The sequence below is a fragment of the Azoarcus olearius genome (assembly GCF_001682385.1).
Classification (GTDB): Bacteria; Pseudomonadota; Gammaproteobacteria; order Burkholderiales; family Rhodocyclaceae; genus Azoarcus; species Azoarcus olearius.
The window spans coordinates 476,906-503,694 of the sequence record NZ_CP016210.1 but is presented as its reverse complement, the minus strand read 5'-3'; the positions used below and the strand labels follow the sequence as shown (position 1 = coordinate 503,694).

The following is a 26,789-nucleotide window of genomic DNA, read 5'->3' as shown; positions in this document are numbered from 1 at the left end:
ACATATGCGCTGCCGATCATCCGCGGTTTTCGTCCCCCGGAATCCGTCACCATGCTCCCGACCCGCCGCCTTTCCTGCCGTGTTGCGCGCCGCGCCAGCGCGGTCGCCGTGTCCCTCGCGCTGGCCGCCCTCGCCGGCGGCGCCGGTGCCGCGCCGCAGTTCGAACCCCTGGGCGCCTACGCCACCGGCCTCGCCCACCTCGAATCGTCCGGCGAAACCGCCGCGCTGCGCGGCGACCGCCTGTACGTGACCAATGCCAAGGACGTGTCGCTGGACATCGTCGATGTGGCCGACCCCACGGCGCCGAGGCTGCTGAAGCGGGTCGATCTGCGCGCCTGGGGCGCCGGCGTGAACAGCGTCGCGGTGTCGTCCAAGAACCTGATCGCGGTGGCGCTGCAGGCGCAGAAGAAGACCGACCCGGGCACCATCGTGTTCCTCACCCCGGACGGCACCGTCAAGCGCAGCGCCACCGTCGGCGCCCTGCCCGACATGGTCACCTTCACCCACGACGGTCGCCGCCTGCTGGTCGCCAACGAGGGCGAGCCGGACTGCTACGGGGCCGGCTGCACCGATCCGGAAGGCACGGTCAGCATCATCGACGTGATCCCGATGAAGCCGGAGCTGGAGGTGCGCACCGTGAGCTTCGCCGGCGTGCCGCTGCCGGCCGGCGTGCGCATCTTCGGGCCGGGCGCCAGCGCCGCGCAGGACCTGGAACCGGAATACATCACCGTCGGCGAAGACGACCGCACGGCCTACGTCACGCTGCAGGAGAACAACGCGATCGCGGTGATCGACATCGACAAGGCGCGCGTCACCGAGGTGCGTGCGCTCGGCTACAAGGATTTCAACGCCGCGCCCCAGCTCAGGATCCACGAGCTGAAGGACCTGCCGCTGGTCGGCACCACCGCCGCCGGCCAGAGCATCGCGCTGGGCGGCTTCTCCGGCCTGCACTTCGAAGGCCGCGGCGCCGACGGCAAGCTGCACTTCATCACCCACACCGACCGCGGCCCCAACGGCGAGCCCACCGGCATCAACCGCCCCTTCCTGCTGCCGGACTTCACCCCGCGCCTGGTGCGCCTGACGCTGGACCCGGCCACCGGCGCGGTCGAACTCGGCGAGCAGATCCTGCTGCGCCGCGGCGACGGCACCCCGCTCACCGGCCTGCCCAACACCGTGCTCTCGGGCGACACCAACGCTGCCTACAACGACGAAGTGCCGGTTGATCTGCGCGGCAAGGTGCTGCCGCTCGACCCGCTCGGCGGCGACTTCGAAGGCATCGCGGTCGACACCGACGGCTCGTTCTGGCTGGCCGACGAATACCGCCCGGCGATCTACCACTTCGACCCCAGCGGCCGCCTGCTCGACCGCTTCGTGCCGGTCGGCACCGCTGCCGCCGCGGGCAAGGCCGCCGGCACCTTCGGCACCGAAGCGCTGCCGGCGGTGCTCGCCCAGCGCCGCCAGAACCGCGGCTTCGAGGCCATCGTGCTGCAGGGCGGCAAGCTCTACGCCTTCGTGCAGAGCCCGCTGCGCAATCCGGCCGGCCTCGCCAACAGCGCGCTCAACGCGATGAAGAACGTGCGCGTGGTGGAGTTCGACCCGGTCACCCGCGCCACCCGCCAGTTCATCTACATCATGGACAACCCGGCGGCCACCGGCGCCGACGACACCCGCGCCGACAAGATCGGCGACGCCGCCGCGCTGCCCGGCGGAGGCTTCCTGGTGGTGGAACGCGACGACGACGCCCGCCCGGACGACGCGCTCTCCACCATCACCAAGAAGGTCTACGCCTTCAGCCTCACCGGCGCCACCGACATCAGCACCAAGGACACGCTCTACACCGTCGGCGGCGTCAGCAAGTCGCTCGACCAGATGACGGCGAGCGAACTCTCGTCCGTCGGCGTCAAGCCGGTCGCCAAGGTGCTGCATGTCGACCTCGCCAGCGCCGGCTACAACGCGGTGCAGAAGGTCGAAGGCCTGGCGGTGATCGACGCCGACACCATCGCGCTGATCAACGACAACGACTTCGGGGTCGCCCAGATCAACATCGACGCCGCCACCGGCAGCTACACCCTGGCGCCGGGCTACACGCCGGAACCGGTGCAGCTCGGCATCCTGCGCACCGGCGGGCTGGACGCGTCGGACAAGGACAACGTGGTGAACATCCGCAACTGGCCGCTGCGCGGCATGTACCAGCCGGATGCCATCGCCAGCTACACCGTCGGCGGCCAGCGCTACCTGGTCACCGCCAACGAGGGCGACGCCCGCGACTACCCCGGCTTTGCCGAGGAAGCGCGCGCGAAGAGCCTCAAGGCCAGCTACCCCAACCTGCCCGAAGTCGCCGACGACCTGCAGCTCGGCCGCCTGACCGTGACCAGCGTGCCGCCCGCAGGCGGCGTGCCCTACGTGTTCGGCACACGCTCGTTCTCGATCTGGAACGCCACCACCGGCGCCCAGGTGTGGGATTCCGGCAGCGAACTCGAAGTGCGCACCGCCGCCGCCTTCCCGAAGCACTTCAACAGCAACAACGACGAGAACAACTTCGACAACCGCTCCGACAACAAGGGGCCGGAACCCGAAGGCGTCGCGGTCGGCACCATCGGCAACAACACCTACGCCTTCGTCGGCCTGGAGCGCATCGGCGGCGTGATGGTGTATGACGTCACCCGCCCGGCCGCGCCCGCCTTCGTGCAATACCTGCACTCGCGCAACTTCGCCGGCAGCGCGGTCGGCCCCGACAGCGGCCCCGAAATCGTCCGCTTCATCGCCGCCAAGGACAGCCCGACCGGCAAGCCGATGGTGGTGGTGGCGAACGAGATCAGCGGCACGGTGAACCTGTGGGGGCTGGGCGCGGAGGACTGAGCAGCCCGCGTTGCACGCGGCCGGGGCCGGCCGCTGCCGGCCCTACTGCAGGCGGTAAGCGGCGTGGCAGCTCACGCACGCTGCGGTTACCTGCGCGAGCGACCTCAAGGCGGGCGCCAGGTCGCCGGTGGCGGCGGCGTCGCGCGCAGCGAGGCCGAAACGGCTGGCACTGCGGTGCATCGCGGTGCCGGCTTCCTGCATTCCGGCGGGCATGAACCTGGACGATTCGGCGGCACCGTGGCTGCGCAGCGCCGACAACCCCAGCCGTTGCTCGGCGATCTCCGCGGCATCGTCGTAGCGTGCTTCGCCCAGCGCGGACTGGATCTGCTGCAGCGCGAGCAGGTGGTCGCGCATGTTGGCGAGGGTGTGCGCCGTCATCGCCGGGGGAAAACGCACCCACTCGCGGGTGTCGGGCACCTCGGCCGCGCCCGCGGCGTGGTGGTGCCCGCCATGCATGGCGGGATCATGCTGGGCGGGGGCCGCCAGCGGGAGGACGAGCAACAGCAGCAGGGGCAGGTGACGGCGCACGGATGACTCCTTCAGGACGAGCCGGCAGGGCCCGGAAAGAGGCCGACGATAAGCGTCGCCACCCGCGATCGCCTATGATCGCGATCATATGGATATCCCCACGGCGCCCGACTGGCCGCAGCGGCCCGCGTTCGAAGCGATGCCGCCCGCCTTGCGCGCGGCGGCACGCCGGCGCGCCTTCCGGCGCGGTGAAACCCTGTTTGCGACGGGCGCGGCACCGCGCGAGATGTTCTTCATCCTGCGCGGCGAGGTGCGGCTGAGCCGCCTGTCGCCCGACGGCACCGAAACCGTCATGCAGCGCGCACGCGATGCCTTCCTGGCCGAAGCCAGCCTGGAATCGCACACCTACCACTGCAGTGCGATTGCCGGGGAGGACGGGCTGGCGCTGGTGTTTCCGCTGGCCGAATTCCGCCGCAGCCTGGCAGACAGCGCGGCCTTCCGCGCGCAATGGATGTCGCATCTGCTGCAGGAGGTGCGCAAACGCCGCGCGCAATGCGAACGGCTGGCGCTGCGCAGCGCGCGGGCGCGCATCCTGCACTACATCGAAGCGGAGGGCGCGGACGGCGAACTGCACCTGCCCGGCTCGCGCAAGGCGCTGGCGGCGGAGCTGGGCCTGACCCACGAGGCGCTGTACCGCGCCCTTGCGCGGCTCACGCGCGATGGCACCCTGGAGGTGGGCGCGGACTTCATCCGGCGGCGCTGACCGCCGCCGGACGCCCTACCACGCGGTTTCGCGTTCCGCGGTGGCCGAAATCTTGTGGATCGACAGGTCGGCGCCTTCGAACTCCGCTTCCGGATCGAGGCGCAGGCCGACCAGCAGCTTGAGCGCGCCATACACCGCAAAGCCGCCGCCCGCGGCGATCGCCACGCCGAGCACGGTGCCGGCAAGCTGGGGCAGGAAGGCCACCCCGCCCGCGCCACCCAGCGCGGTGCTGCCGAAGATGCCCGCGGCGATGCCGCCCCAGGCCCCGCACAGGCCGTGCAGCGGCCACACGCCGAGCACGTCGTCGATCTTCCAGCGGTTCTGGGTCAGCGTGAACATCTGCACGAACAGCGCCCCCGCGACCGCGCCGACCGCGAGCGCACCAAGCGGGTGCATCACGTCGGAGCCGGCGCAGACCGCGACCAGGCCGGCGAGCGGACCGTTATGCGCGAAGCCGGGGTCGTTGCGGCCGAGCGCGAGCGCGGCCAGCGTGCCGCCCACCATCGCCATCAACGAGTTGATCGCCACCAGCCCGCTGATCTTCTCCAGCGTCTGCGCGCTCATCACGTTGAAGCCGAACCAGCCGATGATGAGGATCCACGCGCCGAGCGCGAGGAAGGGAATCGACGACGGCGGGTGCGCGGCGATGGCGCCGTTGCTGTGGTAGCGGCCGCGGCGCGCGCCGAGCAGCAGCACCGCCGGCAGCGCGATCCAGCCGCCCACCGCGTGCACCACCACCGAGCCGGCGAAGTCGTGGAATTCGGCGCCGAAGCTGTCCTTCAGCCAGGCCTGGAAGCCGAAGTGCTGGTTCCAGGCGATGCCCTCGAAGAAGGGATAGACCAGCCCGACCAGCACGAAGGTGGCGATCAGCTGCGGGCCGAAGCGCGCGCGCTCGGCGATGCCGCCCGAGATGATGGCGGGAATCGCCGCGGCGAAGGTCAGCAGGAAGAAGAAGCGGGTCAGCTCGAAGCCGCTGCGTTCGAGCAGCACCTCGGCACCCGAGAAGAAGTGGATGCCGTAGGCGACGCCGTAACCGATGAAGAAATAGGCCAGCGCGGAGACCGAGAAGTCGCTGAGGATCTTGACCAGCGCGTTGACCTGGTTCTTCTTGCGTACCGTGCCAAGCTCCAGAAAGGCGAAGCCGGCGTGCATCGCGAGCACCATGATGGCGCCCAGCAGAATGAAGAGGACGTCGTTGTCCGGGTGATGGAGTTCCATTTTGGTTCCTGAATCAAGCCGACGCACCAAAAGCAAGCATCACGCCAACCCGGAGGGCTTGATTTTGTTGGCTTTGCGACGAACGCCAACGGAATAAGTGCATCAATACCGTGCCAGAAGCTGCGTTAATGCACTGCCGTTGTGCATTGATGCGCAAGGCACGCACCGGATTGAAACGGTGCGGCTCAGGACTTCTCGACCCCGCGCCTTCCCGGCGCGAGCAGGATTTCGACGCACAAGCCGGGGCGCGCGTCGGTGGCACGGATGCTGCCGCCGTGCGCCTCGGCGATGCCCCGCACCAGCGCAAGGCCGATGCCGGCGCCTTCGGCCGCACTGCGGCTGCTGTCGGCGCGGAAGAAGCGCTCGAACAGATGCGGCAGGTCGGCCGCCGCGACCGCCTCGCCGTGGTCGCGCACGGTGAGCCGCGCGCCGCCGTCGGGCAGGGTGTCTACGCCGATGTCGATATCGCCGGCACCATGCTTGAGCGCGTTCTCGATCAGGTTCTGCAGCACCTGGAACAGCAGATCGCGGTCGCCGCGCACGCAGGCGGGCGCGAGGCGGGGGTTGAGCGCGCGCCCCTGCGAAGCGGCGAGCGGTTCGTAGAGGTCGATCGCGTCGCGCACGATCTCGGTGAGGTTGACCGCCTGCAGCAGCGGCCCGAGCGCGCCGGCCTCGATGCGCGCCAGGCTGAGCAGCGCCGAGAAGGTCCGCAGCAGCTCTTCGGTCTGGTCGCGCAGCCCTTCGAGCTGGGTGCGCAGCGCGGGGTCGGCGCCGGGGCTGCGTCTGGCCTCGTCGATCGCGTTGCGCAGCGCGATCAGCGGCCGGCGCATGTCGTGCGCGATCGCGCTCGACACATGCTTGGCGGCGTCCACCAGACGCTCGATCTCGTCGAAGGCGCTGTTGAAGCGTTCGGCGAGCGCATCCAGCTCGTCGCCGCGCGCGCTCAGCGACAGGCGCTGCGCGAGGTGGCCTTCCTGGATGCGGCCCGCCTCGGCCGCCAGCCGCGCCAGGCGGCGGTGCAGGTGCTGCATGAAGCGGCCGCCGATGACCCCGGCGACAAGGATGATCAGCGCCGCCGACCACCACAGCCGCGCGGTCATGTTGCGCTGGAACGCCTCCAGCGGCGAGCGCCGCCCGACCAGCAGGCGTTCGCCGCCGAACAGGATGAAGACCCGCCCTTCCAGCGTCTCGCCGTCCGCTTCGGCGACGTGAAACCACGCCTCGTCGTTGGCGGACACCCCCGCCGGCCATTGCGACAAGTTGCCCGCCAGCGCGCGGCCGTCGCGGTCGGCGAGCAGGTAGACCGCGGCACGGTCGGGCGAAATCTCGATGCGCCGCTGCAGCGCGTCGCGCAGGCCGGCGAGGCCGCGTTCGTGGAAATGCGCCTCCAGCCCGGCGATCTCGAACTCGATCGCGGCCTGCACCTCCTCGCGGATGTGGGCCTCGGCCTCGATGAACAGCGGGTAGAACAGCGCGCCGACGATCAGCGCGATGGCCGCCGGCAGCGCGACCGCGAAGCGGTGGAAGGGGCTGGCGAACCAGGCCCGCAGCCCGCCAGCGCGCTCACGCGGCATCGCCGCCCAGCCGGTAGCCGGCACCACGCACGGTGTGGATCAGCGGCGGCAGCCCGGGCAGGTCGATCTTGGCGCGCAGGTTGGAGATGTGCACGTCGATGACGTTGGTCTGGGGATCGAAGTGGTAGTCCCACACCGCCTCCAGCAGCATGCTGCGGGTGACCACCTGACCGGAATGGCGCAGCAGGAATTCGAGCAGACGGAACTCCTTCGGCTTGAGTTCGATGCGGGTGGCGCCGCGGCTGACACTGCGCCGCAGCAGGTCCATCTCGAGGTCGGCGGTCTGCAGCCGGGTCTGCTCCGCTTCCGCGCGGCCGTTGCCGCGCCGCTGCAGCGCGTCCAGCCGCGCGAGCAGTTCGGACAGCGCGAAGGGCTTGACCAGATAGTCGTCGCTGCCAGCGCGCAGCCCGGCGACGCGGTCGTCCACCTCGCCGAGCGCGGACAGCACCACCACCGGGGTCGCTATCCGAGAGGCCCGCAGCGTGCGCAGCACGGTGAGGCCGTCCACGCGCGGCAGCATGCGGTCGAGCACGATCGCATCGAAGCTGGCGGTGGTGGCGAGAAAGAGCCCGTCGCGGCCGTCGGCGGCGACATCGACCGTGTGGCCGGCTTCCTGCAGGCCCTTGCGGATGTAGCCCGCCTGTTGGGCGTCGTCTTCGACGAGCAGGATCTTCATGCGGTCCTCCCGCGCCGGCTCCGGGCGTCGTGCGTGCCCGCGGCGAAGCCGCGGGACGGGGGTCGATGGGCAAGTCGCGGCGCGGCCATCGCGCCGCCTGCGCCAGTGTACGACGCCTGCCCGCGCCGCGCCGCGCGCGGGCCGCACGGGGCTTACTGGGCGTCGGCCGGCTTGGCCGCGGCCTTCTTGTGGCTGGTCTTCTTGTGGGTGGTCTTCTTCGCCGTGTGCTTCTTGGTCACGGCGGGCGCGGTGGCGTCGCCGGCGGGCGCGTCGGCGGCCTGCACGGCGGTGGCGGTCAGCGCCAGCGCGGCGGCGGCACCGGCAACGAGGGCTTTGATCTGGGTGGCGTTCATGGCAGTTCCTTTTCAGTGGCAACGACCGGCTTGTCGTCGAGCACCCAGTCTGCGCGGCCGCGCATTAAGCGCCCCTTCGCGGAACATTAAGGAAAATCAATCTTGCGCCACCGCCGGCGCTACTGCGGCATCACCGGCACCCCGGCCACGCCGAAGAAGATCTGCTCCAGCTCGCTGCGCGGCAGATCGCGCACGATGAAGACGAGCCGGCTGCGGCGGTCGTCGTAGGGCGGCCGGGTGGGCCAGGCGGGCAGGCTGGCGGGCGGATAGGCAACGTGCTGCACGCACTGCACCACCCGCGGCAGCGGGTCGCCGGCGATGTTCATCAGGCCCTTCACGCGCAGGATGCGGTCGCCATAGGCCTGCAGGATCACCCCGAGCGCATCGGAAAAGCCGTACCAGGTGAGCGGCGCGTCGAACACCAGCACGTGGCTGGCGATGCCTTCGTCGTGGCGCGCGGCGGCGCCGTGGCGCGGCGCCGCGCCGGGTTTGCGCCACGCCGGGGCGGCGGCCGCGGCCCGCGCCGCGGCCGCCCGGGCGCGCTCCTCGCCCAGCCACGCCGCCACGTCCGGGATCTTGCCCGCGGCATCGTAGAGGCCGCAGCCGAACAGCGCGTCGGGCGCGACCTCGCCGCGCACCACCTCGATCTGCTGCGCCGCCGGGTTGAGCTGCGCCAGCCGCGCCGACAGTCCGGCGCGCACCGCCGCGTCCGCCAGGTCGCACTTGGTGATCAACAGCCGGTCGGCCATCGCCACCTGACGCACCGCCTCGCGCTGGCGGTCGAGCTGGCCGTCGGCATGGGTCGCATCCACCGCGGTGACGACGCCGTCGCAACGGTAGCGTTCGGCAATGAAGGGCTCTTCCATCAGCGTGAAGATCACCGGCGCCGGGTCGGCCAGCCCGGTGGTCTCGATCAGCACCCGCCGCAGCGCGGGAATCTCGCGCCGCAGCGCGCGCATGAAGAGCCCCTTCAGCGCCTTCACCAGATCGCCCTGCACGCTGCAGCAGATGCAGCCGGAATCGAGCACGATCAGGGTCTCGTCGACCTTCTCGACGAGATGGTGATCGACCCCGACCTCGCCGAACTCGTTGATGAGCACCGCACATCCCTCCATGCCCGGCTGGCGCAGCAGGTGATTGAGCAGCGTGGTCTTGCCGGCGCCGAGGAAGCCGGTGAGGACGGTGACGGGGATGCGGCGGTCGGGAGTGTCGGGAGTGTCGGGGGTGTCGGGGGTCATGGGGACGGCGTGGTGAGGCGAAGTGAGTAATGAATGATACGGACGCGCGGTCCATGAGCGGTATCGCCCTTTCCCTTCCGTCCGAACCGGGCGCGGAGAGGGCGGCAAACCGGCGCGGCCGCGGCCTGCCAGTAAACGCGAAAGCTGCCAGGCCCGACGCTTTGCCCCCTCCCCTTCAAGGGGGTGAGGGCAGGGTTTCGGCAAGCGCTGCTTGCCGCTGATCGAACGACGGTGCCCTGCGGCACCGGCTGCCGGGCCGGGGTGGGGATGGGGTCAGGGGCGCGCTGCAAACCCCATCCCCCTCCCAGCCTCCCCTTGAAGGGGGAGGAGCAAGAACCCGACCGCCTGCTCCACCCCTCATGCAAGGGCCCCGCCCGGTTTGACGCCACCCCGCCCCCGCAACAGAATCCCCCCTCCCGCCGTACACCGCCGCCATGCCCAGCTTCGATACCCTCGCCGCCTTCATCGCCATCTCGGTGGCGATCACCTTTGCCCCCGGGCCGGACAACCTGATGGTGCTCGGGCACAGCCTGGCGCGTGGGCGGCTGGCGGGGTTCGGGATTGCGCTGGGCTGCGCGCTCGGCTGCTTCACCCACACGCTGTGGGCGGCGCTGGGGGTGAGTGCGGCGCTGGCCTCGTCGCCGCAGGTCTTCCTCGCGCTCAAGCTCGCGGGTGCCGCCTATCTCGCCTGGCTGGGCGTGCAGGCCCTGCGCTTTGCCGCGGCGCCGCGCCTGGACGGCGTTGCCGCGACGCGGGCACCCTGGCTGCGCGACGTGCGCCGCGGCTTCGTCGCCAATGCGATCAACCCCAAGGTGGCGCTGTTCTTCCTCGCCTTCCTGCCGCAGTTCGTCAGCGCCGACGGCGGCCATGCGACGCTGCAGATGGTGGCGCTCGGCAGCCTGTTCGCCGCGCAGACGGTGCTGGTGTTCGGCAGCTTCGCGCTGGCGGCCGGCACGCTCGGCCGCGTCATCGCGCGCCGCCCCGCGGCCGGCGCCTGGCTGGACCGCATCGCCGGGCTGATCTTCATCGGCCTCGCGCTGCGGCTCGCGACCGACGACCACACCCTATAAGAAACCAGAGAACCGCTCCCCGATGAGACGCGCCCCCGCCCCGCTACCCGCCCCGGCCAGCGGCGAACGCCACGACTGGCAGACGCTGAAGAGCCTCGTCCCCTTCATCTGGGCCTACAAGGGCCGGGTGATCTTCGCCCTCGGCTGCCTGCTCGCCGCCAAGGGCGCCAACGTCACCGTGCCGATCATCTTCAAGCACCTGGTCGACGCGCTCACGATCACGCCGCAGCAAGCCCTGATCGTGGTGCCGGCGGCGCTGCTGCTGGCCTACGGCGTGCTGCGCTTTTCCACCTCGCTGTTCACCGAGCTGCGCGAGATCGTGTTCGCGCGCGTCACCCAGCAGGCGGTGCGCGAGATCTCGCTGCGGGTGTTCCGCCACCTGCACGCGCTCAGCCTGCGCTTCCATCTCGAACGCCAGACCGGCGGGCTGACCCGCGACATCGAGCGCGGCACCCGGTCGATCGGCTCGCTGATCAGCTACACGCTGTACTCCATCCTGCCGACGCTGGTGGAGATCGGCCTCGTCGTGGGCATCCTGCTGGTGCAGTACGACGCGGTGTTCGCGCTGATCACGCTCGGCACGCTGGCCTTCTACATCGTGTTTACGGTGAAGGTGACCAACTGGCGCACCGCGCTGCGGCGCCAGGCCAACGAGCTGGATTCCGCCGCCAATGCGCGTGCGATCGACAGCCTGCTGAACTTCGAGACGGTGAAGTACTTCAACAACGAGGCCTTCGAGGCCCGCCGCTACGACGAGCAGCTGAAGCAGTGGACCCGCGCCCAGGTCCGCAACCAGTATTCGCTGTCGGCGCTCAACATCGGTCAGGCGGCCATCATCGCGGTCGGCGTCACCGCGATGATGTGGGCGGCGGCCAGCCGCGTCGCGGCCGGCAGCATGACGCTGGGCGACATCGTGCTGGTCAATGCCTTCCTGATCCAGCTCTACATCCCGCTCAACTTCCTCGGCGTGATCTACCGCGAGCTGCGCCAGGCGCTGACCGACATCGAACGCATGTTCGGGCTGATGCACGAGCACCGCGAGATCGCCGACCGGCCCGACGCGCGCGTGCTGCCGCCCGGCCCGGCCAGCGTGCGCTTCGAGCGCGTCGGCTTTGCCTACGATGCCAAGCGGCCGATCCTGTTCGAGGTCGATTTCGAGATTCCCGCCGGGCGCACGGTGGCGGTGGTCGGCCATTCGGGCTCGGGCAAATCGACGCTGGCGCGCCTGCTGTACCGCTTCTACGACGTGCAGTCGGGCGCGATCCGGGTCAACGGCCACGACGTGCGCGACCTCACCCAGGACAGCCTGCGTGCCGCGATCGGCATCGTTCCGCAGGACACCGTGCTGTTCAACGACACGCTGTTCTACAACATCCAGTACGGCCGCCCCGACGCCAGCCGCGACGAGGTGGAAGCCGCCGCGCGCGCCGCGCAGCTGGAGGACTTCATCCGCCGCCTGCCCGACGGCTACGAGACCCGCGTGGGCGAGCGCGGGCTCAAGCTCTCCGGCGGCGAGAAGCAGCGCGTGGCGATTGCGCGCGCGCTGCTGAAGAACCCGGCGATCCTGATCTTCGACGAAGCCACTTCGGCGCTCGATTCGCGCACCGAGAAGGCCATCCAGGCGCAGATCGAGCGCGCCGCCAGCGGCCGCACCGCGCTGGTGATCGCGCACCGGCTGTCCACCGTGATGGACGCCGACGAGATCATCGTGCTCGACCAGGGCCGCATCGCCGAACGTGGCCACCATCTCGACCTGCTCGCGCAGGAAGGGCTCTATACCCAGATGTGGCTGCTGCAACAGCAGGAAGCGGAGCGCGCCGAAGCGGCGACCTGAGCGTGCGAAACCGGCGCCGCGCGGCGGAGCTTTTGCCCGCACGCGCGGTCGCACCCTGGGAGGACTACCCGGGAGAGGGCGATGTCGCAGGATTTCGATGCGCTGGTGATAGGCGGCGGCCCCGCCGGGCTGACCGGGGCGCTCTACCTCGCGCGCTTCCGCCGCCGGGTGCGGCTGGTGGATGACGGTTGCAGCCGCGCCACCCGCATCCCGCGCTCGCACAACATGCCCGGCTACCCGGACGGCGTGCGCGGCGGCGAGCTGGTGGCGGCGATCCGGCTGCAGGCCACGCGCTACGGGGTCGATTTCGCCAGCGGCCGCGTCACCGCCCTCGAACGCGAGGGCACACGTTTTTCCGCGCGCCTTGCCGACGGCAGCACCACGCACGCTCGTGCGGTGCTGCTCGCCACCGGCGTCACCGACGTCGAGCCGCCGATGCCCTACCTGGCGGAGGCGGTGCGCAGCGGCGCGCTGCGCTACTGCCCGGTGTGCGACGGCTACGAGGTCTCCGGCCAGACCGTCGGCGTGCTCGCCGATGGCGACGCCGGCGCGCGCGAGGCGCTCTACCTGCGCGGCTTCACCGCCCGGCTGCACGTCTTCCCGCTGTCCGACACGGTTGAAATCTCGGCGCGCGAGCGCCAGCGCCTGCGCGACGCCGACATCATGCTGGCGGAGCACGCGGTGGCCAGCCTGCGGCTCGCCGACGGCGGCGTGGTGGTGCGCCACGGCGACGACGAAACCCGCTGCGACTCGGTGTACAGCGCGCTCGGCACCCGCATCCAGGCCGACCTCGCGCCCGATGCCGAGCGCGACGAGCAGGGCTATCTGCTGACCGACCGCCATCACATGACCAGCATCGAGGGCCTCTACGCCGCGGGTGACGTGGTGCAGGGCCTCAACCAGATCAGCGTCGCCACCGGCGGCGCCGCGATCGCGGCGGCTGCCATCCATCGCGCGCTGGGGCCCGCCTGGGCCTGAAAAGCCCTTACCGCCGCGCACCCGGCGGCTATAGTGCCGGCTTCCCGTCCGGAGTCCGCCGATGAAGCCGCTCGCCGCCCTATTCGCCGCCGTCCTCTGCGCCGCCGCCCCGGCGGTCCACGCCCAGTCAGGCGCAGGCTACGAAGCCGCCGTGGCGGGCTGGAGCCGCTATCAGGACGTGGCCGGCTGGCTGGAAGGCAACTTCAGCTTTGACCGCGGCCGGCTCGACACCATCCTGCAGCGCACGCGCCAGAACGGCCCCGCGGGGTTGCTCGCGCGCGCCGCCGACGGCACCTTCGCCCTGCGCTCCGGCTACTGCACCGATGCCGCGGCGTTCGCAATCCAGTCGCTCAACCGGATCAACCCCGGCTACCGCGCCCGCTACGTCTTCATCAAGAACCGCTACGGCCAGCCGCACCACTGGGTGGCGGGCTTCATGGACGGCGACAAGCTGATGGTGATGGACTACGGCGCCGGTCCCGAATGGAGTGCGATGCGCGGGGTGCACGGCCCCTATGCGTCGCTGGACGACTACGCCGCCTTCCTCGGTTCGCTGCGCATCGCCCGCTTCGCGCCCGAGAGCGTGGAGTGGCGCGACACCTTCCCCGGCCAGCAGGATTGAGCGGACGCCCGCCGCCTCAGGCGTCGATGACGCCGATGTGACCGCCCGCGGCGGCACTCTTTACCCGGTACATCGCGCGGTCCGCCGCGCGCAGCAGTTCGTCCAGCGAACCGCCGTGGTCCGGGAACACGCTGATGCCGATGCTGGCGCGCACCGAAAAGCGCTGTTCGCCCACCACCAGCGCCGGCGCCAGCACGTCCTGCACCTTCAGCGCCACCGCGCGCGCGTCATCCACCGACAGCACCTGGCCGAGCAGGATGACGAACTCGTCGCCCCCCACGCGCGCCACCGTGTCGCTCTCGCGCACGCTCAGTTGCAGGCGCTCGCCGATGCCGCACAGCACGCGGTCGCCGGTCTCGTGGCCATAGCCGTCGTTGATCGGCTTGAAGCCGTCCAGATCGAGGTAGAGCACCGCCATGCGGTGGCCCATGCGGCGGGCGAACTCCGCCGCCTGCTGGAAGCGGCTGGCGAGCAGCACGCGGTTTGCAAGCCCGGTCAGGCTGTCGTGCAGTGCCAGATGACGCACCCGCGCCTCCAGCCGTTCCTGCTCGGAAATATCCACCATGATGCCGACCACGCCTTCGACCGCGCCAGCGGGGTTGCGATGCACGCCGGCACGCACGACCAGCGTGCGCCGCGTGCCGTCGCAATCGGTCAGATGGACCCGCTCGTTCTGCAGGGCCGGCGTGTTGCCGCCGTCGTGACGGGCGTCGGACAGCAGCTTGGCGGTGCGCAGGCGCACGCCGTCGCCCGGTTCGACCTCGACCAGCTCGGTCCAGTGATAGCCCAGGCAGGTGCTGACCTCGCGCCCGGTGATCTGGGTCCACGCCGGGTTCAGGTAGATCACCCGCCCGGCCGCGTCGGTGCGGAACAGCACGTCGCGGATCTGCTCGGCCAGCTCGCGGTGCAGCGCTTCCGATTCGGTGAGGCGCAGATCCATGCTGCGCAGCCGCAGCACCATCGCCAGCGTCACCACCACCAGCAGCACCGCGGCCGCGCGCGCCGCCCACACGGTGTTGCCCACCGCCGGCTCGTCCAGCGGCAGCGCCGCCATGCGCCACGAGCCATTGAGCACCTGGATGTCGAGCGCGATCGCGTCGCGGTCGTCGAACAGCGCCGCGTCGCCCCAGAACACCGCGCCGTCGGCGCCCATCCCGTCCACGCCGCGCAGCGCGATGCGGAAGCGCAGGTGCGGATCGGTGAGGCCGGCCTGCGCGAGCAGCCCGTCGAAGTCGATCGGGGTGCTCATCAACCCCCAGTAGCTGCCGCTGCGCGGCGGCCCGTCGGGCGGAGAAAGGAAGATCGGCACCCGGTGGATCAGCGCCCGGCCGCCCTGCACCAGGTCTACCGGCCCGGCCAGCACCGGCCGGTTGAGCGCGAGCATGCGCCGCGTGGCCGCGCCCTGCACCGGATGGTTGAGCAGGTCGAGCCCGATTGCGCGCTCGTTGCCGCGCAGCGGATACACCATGCCGATGACGTTGCCCGGCGCCAGGGTGATGTTGCGCAGCAGGCTGCGCTCGACCATCAGCTCGGCCGCGAGGCGTTCGAATTCCTCCTCGCCGATGCCGCCGTGCACCGCGACGTGGGCCACCAGGCCCGCGGTGAGGTTGATCGCCCCGTTGAGCCGGCCTTCGAGCTGGGCGCGCAAGCCCGACAGCTCGGACAGGCGCTCGGCGCGCCAGCGCTCGTGCAGCCGCCCTTCGAGCAGGTCGCCGGTGAACAGCACCAGCCCTGCCGCGGCGACGCCGAGGGTCGCCAGCATCACGCTGGTCCAGGATCGACGGGTTCTGCGCTGCACGCGGAAGAAGCTCCTGCAAGGGGGTTCATGACATAGCCGTCATTTTAGGCATCGCAAGCTCCGCTTGTCTGCGACAGGCGCGAGCGCGGGTGCCGATCCATTACACTCATGCACCACTTCAGCGCGTCGCGCTACCGCATGGACCACGAAGCGTTTCCCTTCCTGAAAGAGACGATCCTCTTTCTCGCCCTCTCGGGGGTGCTGATTCCGCTGCTCGCCCGCCTGCGCATCAATCCGGTGCTCGGTTTTCTCGCCGTCGGCACCGCGCTCGGGCCATACGGGCTAGCGAGTTTCGTGCCGGCGCACCCGTGGCTGGCCTACGTCACTTTTCCGCGCCAGGAAGAGGTGGAAACGCTGGCCGAACTCGGCGTGATCTTCCTGATGTTCATGATCGGCCTCGAACTCTCGGTGGACCGGCTGTGGTCGCTGCGGCGCCAGGTGTTCGGGCTCGGCACGCTGCAGGTGGCGCTGACCGCGGCGCTGATCGGCGGCATCGCCCATCTGTTCGGCAACACCACCGAAGCCTCGGTGATCCTGGGCCTGGTGCTGTCCTTCTCGTCCACCGCCATCGTCATGCAGTTGCTGATCCAGCGCGGCGAGCTGGGCGGCCCGCTCGGCCAGGCGGCGTTCGCGATCCTGCTGCTGCAGGATCTGGCCGTGGTGCCGCTGCTGGTGCTGCTCAGCATCCTCGGCGCCGGCAACAGCGAGGGCAGCTTCGCGCTGCTGCTCGGCACCGCCGCGGCCAAGGGGCTGGTGACGGTGGGGCTGATCTACCTGATCGGGCGCCGCCTGGTGCGGCCGGTGTTCCACCAGATCACCGTCAGCCGCCAGCCCGACACCTTCATGGCGCTGACGCTGCTGACCACGCTCGGCGTCGCCGCGATGACCTGGGCGGCCGGCCTGTCGATGGCGCTCGGCGCGCTGCTGGCCGGCCTGATCATCGCCGAGACCGAGTTCCGCCACGAGGTCGAGGTCACGATCGAGCCCTTCAAGGGCCTGCTGATGGGGCTGTTCTTCCTGTCGGTGGGAATGGGCATCGACCTGCGCGCGCTGCTTGCCGAACCGCTGTGGATTCCGCTCGCGGTGGCCGGGCTGATGATCATCAAGGGCGCGGTCGTGTTCGCGCTGCTGCGCCTGTTCGGGCTGTCATGGGGGCGCGCGGTCGAAGGCGGCTTCCTGCTCGGCCAGGGGGGCGAGTTCGCCTTCATCGTGATCGGCCTCGCGCTGTCCTTCAAGCTGCTGCCGCGCGACGTCGGCCAGTTCATGCTGCTGGCGGTGGGTCTGTCGATGCTCGCAACGCCGGTGGTGGCGCGGCTCGGACGCGAGCTGGGGGCCGCGATGGACCGCCGCCAGCCGCCGGCGGCCCAGGAGGACGCCGAGTTCGGCACCCTGCGCGGCCATGTGCTGATCGCCGGCTATGGCCGCGTCGGCCAGATGGTGGGGCAGATGCTGGCCGAACAGGGCGTGCCGCACGTGGCCGTGGAAACCGATGCCAAGCTGGTGGCCGGCCAGCGCAAGACCGGCGCCGCGGTGATCTACGGCGACGCCAGCCGCCCAGAACTGCTGCGCAAGCTGCACCTCGACCGCGCGCTCGCGGTGGTGCTGACGATGGACCACACCGCCGCCGCGGTGCACGCGGTGAAGGGCATCCGCCAGAGCAATCCGCACGTCCGCATCATCGCCCGCGCGCGCGACGAGAAACACGCGCTGACCCTGCGCGAGGCCGGCGCCTCGGTGGTGGTGCCGGAAACCCTGGAATCCGGGCTCAAGCTCACCGGCTCGGTACTCGAAACCCTGGGCGTGCCCGCCGACGCCGCCAGCCGCCTGCTGGAGCAGGAACGTGACCGCCGCATCGTCGCCTTCCGCGAAAGCTGACTCCGCGGCCGAGGCGGTTCCCCGCCCGGCGCCGGAGCGTCCGCGGCCGGGCCACGGGCCGCTGCTCGCGGCGCTGGCGGTGCTGCTGGTCAGCCTGGCCGGCTTCGGCGGCTACCGCCTGGGCGAAGGGCTGGGCATGCGCGCGCTGCAGGTGGAAGCCAGCCACCGCCTCGACCTCGGCGCCGCCGCGATCGACGGCGTGGTCAACCGCTATGCCCACATCCCCGCCACCATCGAACTCTCGCCCGAGGTCCTCGCGTTGCTGCACGCGCCCGACAGCGAGGCGCGCGCAGCAGCCGCCAACCGCTATCTGGAACGGCTCAACGGCCACATCGGCAGCATCGCGCTGTTCGTGCTCGACCGCCGCGGCGAGGTGCGCGCGGCCAGCAACTGGGCCCACGGCGACAGCTTCATCGGCGAAGACCTCAGCTTCCGGCCGTATTTCCAGCGCGCGATCGCCGGCCAGGCCGGGCGCCACTTCGCGATCGGCACCACGCGCGGCGACCCGGGCTACTTCGTCTCGCATCCGATCCGCGACGGCAGCGAGATCATCGGCGTCGCGGTCATCAAGATTCCGCTGGGCGGGCTGGAGGAGACCTGGCTGTCGCTCGGCACCCCGGCGCTGATCAGCGACGAGAACGGCGTCGTCATCCTGACCGCGGTGCCGGGCTGGCTGTACCGCTCGCTGGCGCCGCTGTCCCCGGCTACGGTGGCCGAGATCGAAGCCAACCGGCTCTACAACGGCCGTCCGATCCAGCCGCTGACGATCGGGCCCGAGCCGGTGGCGGCGCAGCTGCCGATGGCGGATGAAGACGGCGTGGAACTGCGGCTGGACCGCCGCATCGCGCTGCCGCCCGAGCTGCCGCGCAACTCCGGCTACTACCTCGCGCAGGGCCGCACGCTGCCCGACACCGGCTGGCGCCTGCTGGTGTTCTCCGACCTCACCCCGGTGCGCCACCAGGCCGCCAGCCAGGCCGCGCTGGCGCTGGTGGCGGCCGCCTTCGTGGTGCTGCTGGCGATCTTCATCGCGCAGCGCCGCCGCATCCTGCGCCAGCGCCTGGAGGCGCAGCGCCTGCTCGAACGCTCCAATGCCGAGCTGGAAAACAAGGTCGCGCGCCGCACCCGCGCGCTCACCGAATCCATCGCCCGCCTGCGCAAGGAGATCGCCGAGCGCCAGCACGCCGAGCAAACCTTGCACGCCGCGCAGGACGAGCTGGTGCAGGCCGGCAAGCTGGCGGTGCTGGGCCAGCTCGCCACCAGCGTCACCCACGAGCTGACCCAGCCGCTGGGCGCGATGCGCACGCTCGCCGGCAATGCAGTGGAATTCATGCGCCGCGGCGACCAGGACACGGCCGCGAAGAACCTCGACATCGTCGGCCGCCTCGCCGACCAGATGGCGAGCATCATCACCCCGCTGAAGACCTTCGCGCGCAAATCGCCCGCGGTGCCGGCGGCGGTGGACGTGACGCACGCGGTGGGCAACGCGCTGTTCCTGCTCGAACAGCGGCTGAAGAGCGCCGACATCACGGTGGACAACGCCTGCGTGGCGGGCGAGGCGATCGCCTGGTGCGACCAGAACCGGCTGGAGCAGGTGCTGATCAACCTCATCGGCAACGCCATCGACGCGATGCGCGGCCAGCCGCGGCGCGAGCTTTCCATCCACGCGGTGCGCCACGCCGACGGTCGCATCCTGCTGCGCATCGGCGACACCGGCTGCGGCGTGCCGGAGGCGCTGCGCGGGCGGCTGTTCGAACCCTTCTTCACCACCAAGCCGGCCGGCGAAGGCCTCGGCCTCGGGTTGGCGATCTCGCGCGACATCGTGCGCGAATTCGGCGGCGACCTCGACGCCGACAACCGCGCCAGCGGCGGCACCTATTTCACCGTGTTCCTCAATCCCGCCCCAGCCCCGGAGTCCGCCGCGCCATGACCGCCCCACTCCACGTCCTTGTCATCGAAGACGACCCCAACGTGCGGCTCGGCTGCGAGCAGGCACTGCAGCTCGCGGGCATCGCGGTCGACGCGGTCGGCTCGGCCGAGGCCGGGCTGGCCAAGCTCGGCGCCGGCTTTCCCGGCATCGTCGTCACCGACATGCGCCTGCCCGGCGCCGACGGCCTCGCCGTGGTGCGGCGTGCGCGCGAACTCGACCCCGACCTGCCGGTGATCATGATCACCGGCCACGGCGACGTCACCCTGGCGGTGGAGGCGATGCGCAGCGGCGCCTACGACTTCATCCAGAAGCCCTTCGCGCCCGACCTGCTGGTCGAAGTGGTGCGGCGCGCGCTCGACAAGCGCGCCCTTGCGCTGGAAGTGGTGGAACTGCGCCGCCGCCTGGAGCAGCGCGACGGGCTGGACGCCGCGCTGATCGGCCGTTCGCCGCAGATGGAGCGGCTGCGCCGGCTGATCCTGGACGTCGCCGGGCAGACGGTGGACGTACTGATCCACGGCGAGACCGGCACCGGCAAGGAACTGGTGGCGCGCTGCCTGCACGACCGCGGCCCGCGCCGCAAGGCCAACTTCGTCGCGCTCAACTGCGGCGGCCTGCCCGACAACCTGCTCGACAGCGAACTCTTCGGCCACGAGGCCGGCGCCTTCACCGGCGCGCAGAAGCGCCGCGTCGGCAAGATCGAGCACGCCAGCGGCGGCACCCTGTTCCTCGACGAACTGGAGAGCATGCCGATGGGCGTGCAGATCAAGCTGCTGCGGGTGCTGCAGGAGCGCGTGATCGAACGCCTCGGCTCCAACCAGTTGCTGCCGGTCGATACCCGCGTCGTCGCCGCCACCAAGGACGACCTGCTCGAACTCGCCAACCAGGGAAAATTCCGCGCCGACCTCTACTACCGGCTCAACGTCGTCACCATCGAACTGCCGCCGCTGCGCGAACGGCGCGAGGACATCCCGCTGCTGCTCGAGCACTTCCTGCTGCAGGCCGCGCAGCGCTTCGAACGCCCGCTGCCGGCGGTGAGCCCGGAGCACATGAGCCGGCTGATGGCACACGGCTGGCCGGGCAACGTGCGTGAACTGCGTAACGTCGCCGACTGCCTGGTGCTGGGCGTCGCCAACGCGGTGCTCGGCACCGCCGGCAGCGTGGCCGCGTTGTCGCTGGCGGAGCAGGTGGAGCACTTCGAACGCAGCCTGATCGACGCCGAACTGCGCCGCCAGGCGGGCAACCTCAGCCGCGCCGCCGAGGCGCTGCACGTGGCCAAGACCACGCTGCACGACAAGATCCGCAAGTACGGCCTGGGCGCGCGCGACGCCTGAGGGCCGCGCTAGCCGGTGACGCGGAACACCTCGCCGTCGCCGACCACGCACACGGTGTCGAGCGGCCCGGGCCACACCTCCGCACTGCCCGTGAATGCGCCGAAAGCCGGCAGCACCCCCACCGCGGGGCCGAACAGGTAGCACGGCAGCCGCAGGCGTTCGTGGCGGGTGCGCAGCACGTAGGCCGGGTGCAGGTGGCCGCCGAGCGCGAAGCAGCCGGGCGGCACCCGCTCCGGCGGCGGGGGCGCGTGCCACAGCCTCAGCGGCCCCAGCGCCAGCGGCTCGTCGACCACCGCGATCCCCAGCGCCGGCGGCGGGTCGCCCGCGCGGTCGTCGTGGTTGCCGCGCACCAGCACGCAGTCGAGCCGCGGGTGGCGCTCGCGCCAGCGCTGCATCGCCGCCAGGGTGGCCGGCGCATGGGCTTCGGGCGCATGCAGGAAGTCGCCCAGCACCACCAGCCGCCGCGCCGGCCACTGCGCCAGCAGGCGATCGAGCCGCGCCAGCGTTTCGCCGGTGGTACCGCGCGGCACCGGCTGGCCGAGCGCGCGATAGGCGGCGGCCTTGCCGAAATGCGGGTCGGCGATGAACAGCGTGGCCTCGTCCGCCCACCACACCGCGCGCTCCGGCAGCAGGCGCAGGCACAGGCCGGCGCGCTCGAGGTCGACGTGGGCCGGCACGGTCAGCCCTCCCGCGCCGCCGACGGCGCCGCACGCCCGCGCACCGCACGCGAAACGGCCGGCGCGTCGGCCGCGCGCTCCAGTTCGTCGAGCATGCGGCGGATGCGGTCGGCCAGCTTTTCGGTGGAGAGCTTTTCGCGCATGCGCTCGACCAGCAGCGGAAACGCGAACGGGCTGGGGCGCCGCAGCGGCGCCCGCAGCAGGCGCGCGGCCCGCATCGCCGCCAGCGCCGCCTCGAGCCGGCCGAGTTCCAGCTCCTGCCGCAGCACCTCCTGCTCGGCCTGGTCCAGCAGCAGATTGGCGGGGTCGTGGTTGCGGAACACCTCGTAGAACAGGCCGGCGGAGGCCTGCAGCTGGCGGGTGCTGCGCGCCTCGCCCGGGTAGCCGGTAAACACCAGCCCCGACACCCGCGCAATCTCGCGGAAGCGGCGGCGTGCGAGTTCGCCGGCATTGAGGCTGGCGAGCACGTCGCCGAGCAGGTCGCCGGCCTCGAACAGGCCCGCGCCGAGCGCGGCATCCCAGTCCGGGTCCTCGGCGCACAGCAGCGTCAGGCCGTAGTCATTCACCGCGATCGAGAAACTCAGCGGCCGCGTGCGCGCCAGCCGCCACGCGAACAGGCTGGCGAGGCCGAGATGGACGGCGCGCCCGGCGAACGGGTACAGGAACAGGTGGTGGCCTTCGCGCGTCTTCAGCGTTTCGGCGAGCAGGGCACCGCGCCGCGGCAGCGCCGACCAGCGCGCCTGCAGCTCCAGCAGCGGCCGCGCGCGTTCGAGTTCGGGCGCGTCGAAGCGGCCTTCGGCGGCATCGTCGAGCGCCGCCACCACGGCCGCCGCCAGTTCGGACGAGAGCGGCATGCGGCCGCCGTTCCAGCGCGGCACCGCCGGGCGCGCGCCGCTCGCGCGGCGCACCCAGGCGGTCATCTCGTGCACGCGCACCAGTTCGAGCAGGCGGCCGGCGAACAGGAAGCAGTCGCCCGGGCGCAGGCGCGCGACGAAGCTCTCCTCCACCGTGCCCAGCCGCCCGCCGGCCGCGCCACGGCCGCCCCAGTAGCGCACGCTGATGCCGGCGTCACTGACGATGGTGCCGATGCCCATGCGGTGGCGGCGCGCCAGCCGCGCGTCCGGCACCCGCCACACGCCGCCCTCGTCCGGCGCCACGCGCCGGTAGTCGGGATAGGCCACCAGCGCTGCGCCGCCGCGCCCGACGAAATCCAGCGCCCACTGCCACGCGGCCTCGTCGAGCGCGCGGTAGGCGTGGCAGCCACGCACCTCGGCAAGCAGCGCGTCCGGGCGGAAGCCGCCGCCGAGCGCCACCGTCACCAGGTGCTGCACCAGCACGTCCATCGGCTGTTCGGGCGAACGGCGCGCCTCGACATGGCCGGCCTCGGCGGCCGCGCGCGCGGCGGCGGCCTCGACCAGTTCCAGGCTGTGGGTGGGCACCAGCGTCACCCGCGAGGGCCGCCCGGGCGCGTGACCGGAGCGCCCGGCGCGCTGCAGCAGACGCGCCACGCCCTTGGGCGAACCGATCTGCAGCACCCGTTCCACCGGCAGGAAATCGACCCCGAGATCGAGGCTGGAGGTGCACACCACTGCCTTCAGCGTGCCCGCCTTCAGCCCCGCCTCCACCCACGCGCGGCTGTCCGCATCGAGCGAACCGTGGTGCAGCGCGAGCAGGCCGGCCCAGTCGGGACGGGCGTCGAGCAGGGCCTGGTACCACAGCTCCGCCTGCGAACGCGTGTTGACGAACACCAGCGCGGTGGCGCTGGCGTCGATCTCCGCCACCACCTGCGGCAGCATCTGCATGCCCAGGTGGCCGGCCCACGGAAAGCGCGCCGGCGCGCTCGGCAGCAGGGTGTCGATCTGCAGCTGCTTGGGCACCTCGCCGCGCAGCAGGCGGCCCTGCGCGGCATGCGCGGGGCCGAGCAGCGCCGCGCGGGCGTGGTCGAGATTGCCGAGCGTGGCCGACAGCCCCCACACCACCAACGCCGGGTTCCAGCGCCGCAGCCGCGCGATCGCGAGCTGGACCTGCACGCCGCGCTTGTTGCCGAGCAGCTCGTGCCACTCGTCCACCACCACCATCGCGACCGCGCCCAGGGTCTGCGCCGCCTCGGCGCGCGACAGCAGCAGCGACAGGCTTTCCGGCGTGGTGACGAGCGCGGTCGGCAGGCGGCGGTCCTGCGCGGCGCGCTCGCTGGCCGCGGTGTCGCCGCTGCGCACGCCCACGCGCCAGTCGCAGCCGAGTTCGGCCAGCGGCGCCTGCAGCGCGCGCCCGGTGTCCGCGGCAAGCGCGCGCATCGGCGTCAGCCACAGCAGCGTGAGCGGCGGCGCCGGCGGCCCGCCGCGAGTCCCGGACGCCGATGGGGCGCCCGCCGCCGCCCAGCGTGCGAGCGCCGCGAACCAGGCGGCGTAGGTCTTGCCGGCGCCGGTAGTGGCATGCAGCAGCCCGCTTTCACCGGCCGCCACGGCCGTCGCCAGCGCGCGCTGAAAGTCGAACGGTGCCCAGCCGCGCGCGGCGTACCAGCGCTCGATGCGCGCCGCCATCGGCAGCGACGAACCCGGTTCGCAGCCGGGCAGCGGCGCACACTCGACCGTCGGTTCGGCGACACCGGCGCCCGCGGCCGCGGCGCGCGCGGCATCCACGGCCTCGATCGCGGCGGCGCGCGCTCGCGCGGCCGCGGCCGCTCCGCGCCGGGGCGCGAGGCGCGGCAGGCTGCCCGGCGGCCGGGGTGTGGCCCGGCGCGACGGCGGCTTGCGCGGCGGACTCACCGGCCCGCCCTCGCGTGGCGGTTTGCCGACAGCGGCACAGGACGGGCAGTGCTCACGGCGGCAGCAGCTCCGCCAGCGTCTGCAGGGTGTCGGCCTCGGCCGCCGGCTTGTCGTGCCGCCAGCGCAGGATGCGCGGAAAGCGCACCGCGATGCCGCTCTTGTGGCGGGCGCTGCGGGCGATGCCTTCGAAGCCGAGTTCGAACACCTGCTCCGGCGTCACGCTGCGCACCGGGCCGAACTTGTCCTGCGTGGTCTTGCGCACGATCGCATCCACCTGCCGGATCTCCGCATCGGTCAGGCCGGAATACGCCTTCGCGAACGGCACCAGCCGCCGCTGCGGCGCGTCGGGCGGGGCGTCCCACACCGCGAAGGTGTAGTCGGTGTAGAGGCTGGCGCGGCGGCCGTGGCCGCGCTGGGCATAGATCAGCACCGCGTCGATGCTGTAGGGGTCGATCTTCCATTTCCACCACACGCCGCCTTCCTTGCTGCGGCCCACGCCATAGGGCGCGTCGCGGCCCTTCAGCATCATGCCTTCGACGCCGCGCTCGCGGGCCTCCTCGCGCAGGCGCGCGAGCGCCGCCCAGTCCTCCCCGTGCAGCAGCGGCGACAGCTGCAGCGCGCGCTGGGGGTGATGCTGCGCCAGCCGTTCCAGCGCGGCGCGGCGGGCGTGTTGCGGCTGCGCGCGCAAGTCTTCGCCCTGCCACTCGAGCAGGTCGTAGGCGCACAGCACCACCGGCGCCTCGGCGAGCAGGCGGGTGCCCACGGTCTTGCGCCCGAGCCGCTTCTGCAGCGCGGCGAAGGGTTGCACCCGCCCCGCCTTCCACACCAGGATTTCGCCGTCGATCACGGTGCCTTCGGGCAGCTCGGCGCCGAGCGCGGCCAGCTCCGGAAAGCGTTCGGTGACGAGGTCCTCGCCACGCGACCACAGCCAGCTGCGGCCGCCGCGGCGCACCAGCTGGGCGCGGATGCCGTCCCATTTCCATTCGATCAGCCAGTTTTCCGGCGGCCCGAGGCGGTCCTCCAGCGCCTCCACCGGCGCCTGCAGCGGATGGGCGAGGAAGAAGGGATAGGGCAGGCCGTCGTCGCGCGCGCCCTCGGCCGGCGCGGGCGGCGCGAGCAGCGCGCGGTAGCTGGCGGCGTCGGGGCGCGCGCCGATGTCGGTGTAGCCGATCAGGCGTTCGGCGACGCGCCGGGTATCGACCCCGCCGGCCTCGCCCAGCGCGCGGGTGACGAGCAGGCGCGACACGCCGACGCGGAAGCTGCCGGTGATGAGCTTGGCGCAGACGAAGCGCTGCAGCGTCGACAGCGCGCCGAACAGCATCTCCAGCCGCGGCTGCAGCACGTCGGGCGGCAGCCCGCGCAGCGGCAGCAGGCGCGCCTCCACCCATTCGGCCAGCGGCGCATCGTCGCCCGCCACGCCTTCGGGCAGCAGCAGCGCCAGCGTCTCGGCGAGGTCGCCCACCGCCTGGTAGCTCTCCTCGAACAGCCATTCGGGCACGCCGGCGATGCGCATCGCGAATTCCCGCAGCTGGCGCACCGGCACCAGCTGGCGCGGTTTGCCGCCGGCGAGGAAGTAGGCCGCCCACGCCGCATCCGCCGCCGGCGCGGCGCGGAAGTAGGCCACCATCGCGGCGAGCTTGGCATTGCTGGAAGTGGTGGCGTCGAGTTCGGCGTAGAGGGCGGCAAAGGCCTTCATTGCGGGGGCTCCGCCGCATCGTCCGGGCGCGCGGAATCGCCCGCGCCGCCCTGGCCGGCGTCGTCCTCCTCGCCGTATTCGGTGGCAAAGGCCTGCGCCGCCAGCCCCTGCTCGCCCAGCCAGCGCACCAGCACCGCGACGCTGCCGTGGGTGACGAACACCCGCTGTGCGCCGGTGGCCTCGATCGCGCGCAGCAGGCCGGGCCAGTCGGCGTGGTCCGACAGCACGAAGCCGCGGTCCACCCCGCGCCGGCGGCGCGTGCCGCGAATGCGCATCCAGCCGCTGGCGAAGGCATCGGCGTAGTCGCCGAAACGGCGCAGCCACGGGCTGCCCTGGGCCGAGGGCGGCGCCAGCACCAGGGCGCGCCGCAGATCCTCCGCCGCCACCTCGCCGACCTTGCGCGTGGCCGGCAGCGCGACGCCCGCGGCGCGGTACACCGCGTTGAGCGGCTCCACCGCGCCGTGCACGACGATGGGGCCGATGGCGGGGTCGAGCAGATGCAGGATGCGCTGGGCCTTGCCGAAGGCGTAGCAGAACAGCACCGAAGCGCGCCCGGCCGCGGCATTGGCCTGCCACCAGGCATTGATCGCCGCGCCCAGCTCGGCCTGCGGCGGCCAGCGGTAGATCGGCAGGCCGAAGGTGGATTCGGTGATGAAGGTGTCGCAGCGCACCGGCTCGAACGCGTCGCAGGTGCCGTCCGCTTCCAGCTTGTAGTCGCCGGAGGCCACCCAGACTTCGCCCCGGTATTCGATCCGCACCTGGGCGGAGCCGAGCACGTGCCCCGCAGGGTGGAAGCGGATGCCGACGCCGTGGTGGCGGACCTCCTCGCCATAACCGAGCGTCTGCAGCGGAATTTCGCCCAGGCGCGCGCGCAGCACGCCCTCGCCCGGCGCGGCAGCGAGGTAATGACGGTGGCCGGGGCGGGCGTGGTCGCCATGGCCGTGGGTGATCACGGCGCGATCCACCGGGCGCCAGGGGTCGATGTAGAAATCCCCGGGCGGGCAGTACAGGCCTTCGGGGCGGGCGACGATGAGATCCATGTGCTCCAGCGGCGTGACGGACGGGGC

General features: G+C 71.8%; 20 protein-coding genes. 9 read left to right on the top strand and 11 right to left on the bottom strand.

What is annotated here, in order from left to right; translation table 11 throughout:
- The first annotated feature begins 51 nt into the window (after nt 1-51).
- A complete protein-coding gene (locus tag dqs_RS02335) occupies nt 52-2,859 on the top strand; it encodes a choice-of-anchor I domain-containing protein (protein WP_065339549.1) in 2,808 nt (935 codons plus the stop codon).
- Nucleotides 2,860-2,901: 42 nt separating this feature from the next.
- Here dqs_RS02335 and dqs_RS02330 read toward each other — a convergent pair whose 3' ends face one another.
- Nucleotides 2,902-3,387: a hypothetical protein gene (locus dqs_RS02330; RefSeq protein ID WP_065339548.1), complete on the bottom strand. Its 486-nt coding sequence runs from the start codon at nt 3,385-3,387 to the stop codon at nt 2,902-2,904.
- 88 nt (nt 3,388-3,475) lie between these two features.
- Here dqs_RS02330 and dqs_RS02325 point away from each other — a divergent pair, with 88 nt between their 5' ends.
- Nucleotides 3,476-4,090 (top strand): Crp/Fnr family transcriptional regulator, encoded by a 615-nt coding sequence (locus dqs_RS02325; protein ID WP_011764195.1) that lies wholly within the window; start codon nt 3,476-3,478, stop codon nt 4,088-4,090.
- A gap of 15 nt (nt 4,091-4,105) precedes the next feature.
- On the opposite strand, the gene dqs_RS02320 is transcribed toward dqs_RS02325, so the two are convergent.
- The 5 genes from dqs_RS02320 to dqs_RS02300 all read right to left on the bottom strand — a co-directional run bounded on the left by dqs_RS02320 (nt 4,106) and on the right by dqs_RS02300 (nt 9,149).
- Nucleotides 4,106-5,308, bottom strand: coding sequence for an ammonium transporter (locus dqs_RS02320; RefSeq protein ID WP_011764194.1), 1,203 nt, complete (start codon nt 5,306-5,308; stop codon nt 4,106-4,108).
- Between the two features lie 185 nt (nt 5,309-5,493).
- Nucleotides 5,494-6,882, bottom strand: coding sequence for a sensor histidine kinase (locus dqs_RS02315; protein WP_065341611.1), 1,389 nt, complete (start codon nt 6,880-6,882; stop codon nt 5,494-5,496).
- Nucleotides 6,872-7,558 carry a winged helix-turn-helix domain-containing protein gene (locus dqs_RS02310; RefSeq protein WP_011764192.1) on the bottom strand — a complete coding sequence of 229 codons (687 nt, stop codon included), beginning with the start codon at nt 7,556-7,558 and terminating at the stop codon, nt 6,872-6,874. Before dqs_RS02310 ends, dqs_RS02315 begins: the two co-directional genes overlap by 11 nt.
- A gap of 152 nt (nt 7,559-7,710) precedes the next feature.
- Nucleotides 7,711-7,911: a hypothetical protein gene (locus tag dqs_RS02305; RefSeq protein WP_011764191.1), complete on the bottom strand. Its 201-nt coding sequence runs from the start codon at nt 7,909-7,911 to the stop codon at nt 7,711-7,713.
- 119 nt (nt 7,912-8,030) lie between these two features.
- Complete coding sequence (locus dqs_RS02300) at nt 8,031-9,149, bottom strand: CobW family GTP-binding protein (RefSeq protein ID WP_065339547.1); 1,119 nt, start codon at nt 9,147-9,149, stop codon at nt 8,031-8,033.
- A gap of 434 nt (nt 9,150-9,583) precedes the next feature.
- Here dqs_RS02300 and dqs_RS02295 point away from each other — a divergent pair, with 434 nt between their 5' ends.
- From dqs_RS02295 to dqs_RS02280, 4 genes are all read left to right on the top strand, one after another.
- Entirely contained in the window at nt 9,584-10,219 is a 636-nt protein-coding gene (locus dqs_RS02295; protein ID WP_065339546.1) for a LysE family translocator, read from the top strand.
- 22 nt (nt 10,220-10,241) lie between these two features.
- The gene (locus dqs_RS02290) at nt 10,242-12,053 is read left to right on the top strand and encodes an ABCB family ABC transporter ATP-binding protein/permease (protein WP_011764188.1); all 1,812 of its coding nucleotides are present in this window, start codon (nt 10,242-10,244) and stop codon (nt 12,051-12,053) included.
- An 81-nt stretch (nt 12,054-12,134) separates the two neighbouring features.
- Nucleotides 12,135-13,031, top strand: a complete 897-nt coding sequence (locus dqs_RS02285; protein ID WP_065339545.1) for an NAD(P)/FAD-dependent oxidoreductase — start codon at nt 12,135-12,137, stop codon at nt 13,029-13,031.
- Between the two features lie 61 nt (nt 13,032-13,092).
- Entirely contained in the window at nt 13,093-13,653 is a 561-nt protein-coding gene (locus dqs_RS02280) for a hypothetical protein (RefSeq protein ID WP_011764186.1), read from the top strand.
- Between the two features lie 16 nt (nt 13,654-13,669).
- Here dqs_RS02280 and dqs_RS02275 read toward each other — a convergent pair whose 3' ends face one another.
- On the bottom strand, nt 13,670-15,451 hold the full coding sequence (locus tag dqs_RS02275; RefSeq protein ID WP_157108130.1) for a sensor domain-containing diguanylate cyclase: 1,782 nt from the start codon (nt 15,449-15,451) through the stop codon (nt 13,670-13,672).
- 108 nt (nt 15,452-15,559) lie between these two features.
- Between dqs_RS02275 and dqs_RS02270 the strand changes: the two genes are divergently transcribed.
- From dqs_RS02270 to dqs_RS02260, 3 genes are read left to right on the top strand one after another with little or no spacing between them, the layout of a single operon-like run.
- Nucleotides 15,560-17,326: a cation:proton antiporter domain-containing protein gene (locus dqs_RS02270; RefSeq protein WP_011764184.1), complete on the top strand. Its 1,767-nt coding sequence runs from the start codon at nt 15,560-15,562 to the stop codon at nt 17,324-17,326.
- Nucleotides 17,292-19,253, top strand: a complete 1,962-nt coding sequence (locus tag dqs_RS02265; protein WP_084018167.1) for a sensor histidine kinase — start codon at nt 17,292-17,294, stop codon at nt 19,251-19,253. Before dqs_RS02270 ends, dqs_RS02265 begins: the two co-directional genes overlap by 35 nt.
- Complete coding sequence (locus tag dqs_RS02260; protein WP_065339543.1) at nt 19,250-20,584, top strand: sigma-54-dependent transcriptional regulator; 1,335 nt, start codon at nt 19,250-19,252, stop codon at nt 20,582-20,584. Before dqs_RS02265 ends, dqs_RS02260 begins: the two co-directional genes overlap by 4 nt.
- Nucleotides 20,585-20,592: 8 nt before the next feature.
- Here the strand turns inward: dqs_RS02260 and pdeM are convergent, their stop codons facing one another.
- Genes pdeM through dqs_RS02240 form a run of 4 tightly spaced genes read right to left on the bottom strand, consistent with a single transcriptional unit; the run spans nt 20,593 to nt 26,762 of the window.
- A complete protein-coding gene (gene pdeM, locus dqs_RS02255) occupies nt 20,593-21,261 on the bottom strand; it encodes a ligase-associated DNA damage response endonuclease PdeM (protein WP_065339542.1) in 669 nt (222 codons plus the stop codon).
- Nucleotides 21,262-21,263: 2 nt separating this feature from the next.
- Nucleotides 21,264-24,026, bottom strand: a complete 2,763-nt coding sequence (locus tag dqs_RS02250; protein WP_065339541.1) for a ligase-associated DNA damage response DEXH box helicase — start codon at nt 24,024-24,026, stop codon at nt 21,264-21,266.
- 52 nt (nt 24,027-24,078) lie between these two features.
- Entirely contained in the window at nt 24,079-25,722 is a 1,644-nt protein-coding gene (locus dqs_RS02245) for an ATP-dependent DNA ligase (protein WP_065339540.1), read from the bottom strand.
- Nucleotides 25,719-26,762, bottom strand: coding sequence for a ligase-associated DNA damage response exonuclease (locus dqs_RS02240; protein ID WP_065339539.1), 1,044 nt, complete (start codon nt 26,760-26,762; stop codon nt 25,719-25,721). Before dqs_RS02240 ends, dqs_RS02245 begins: the two co-directional genes overlap by 4 nt.
- Nucleotides 26,763-26,789: the final 27 nt, after the last annotated feature.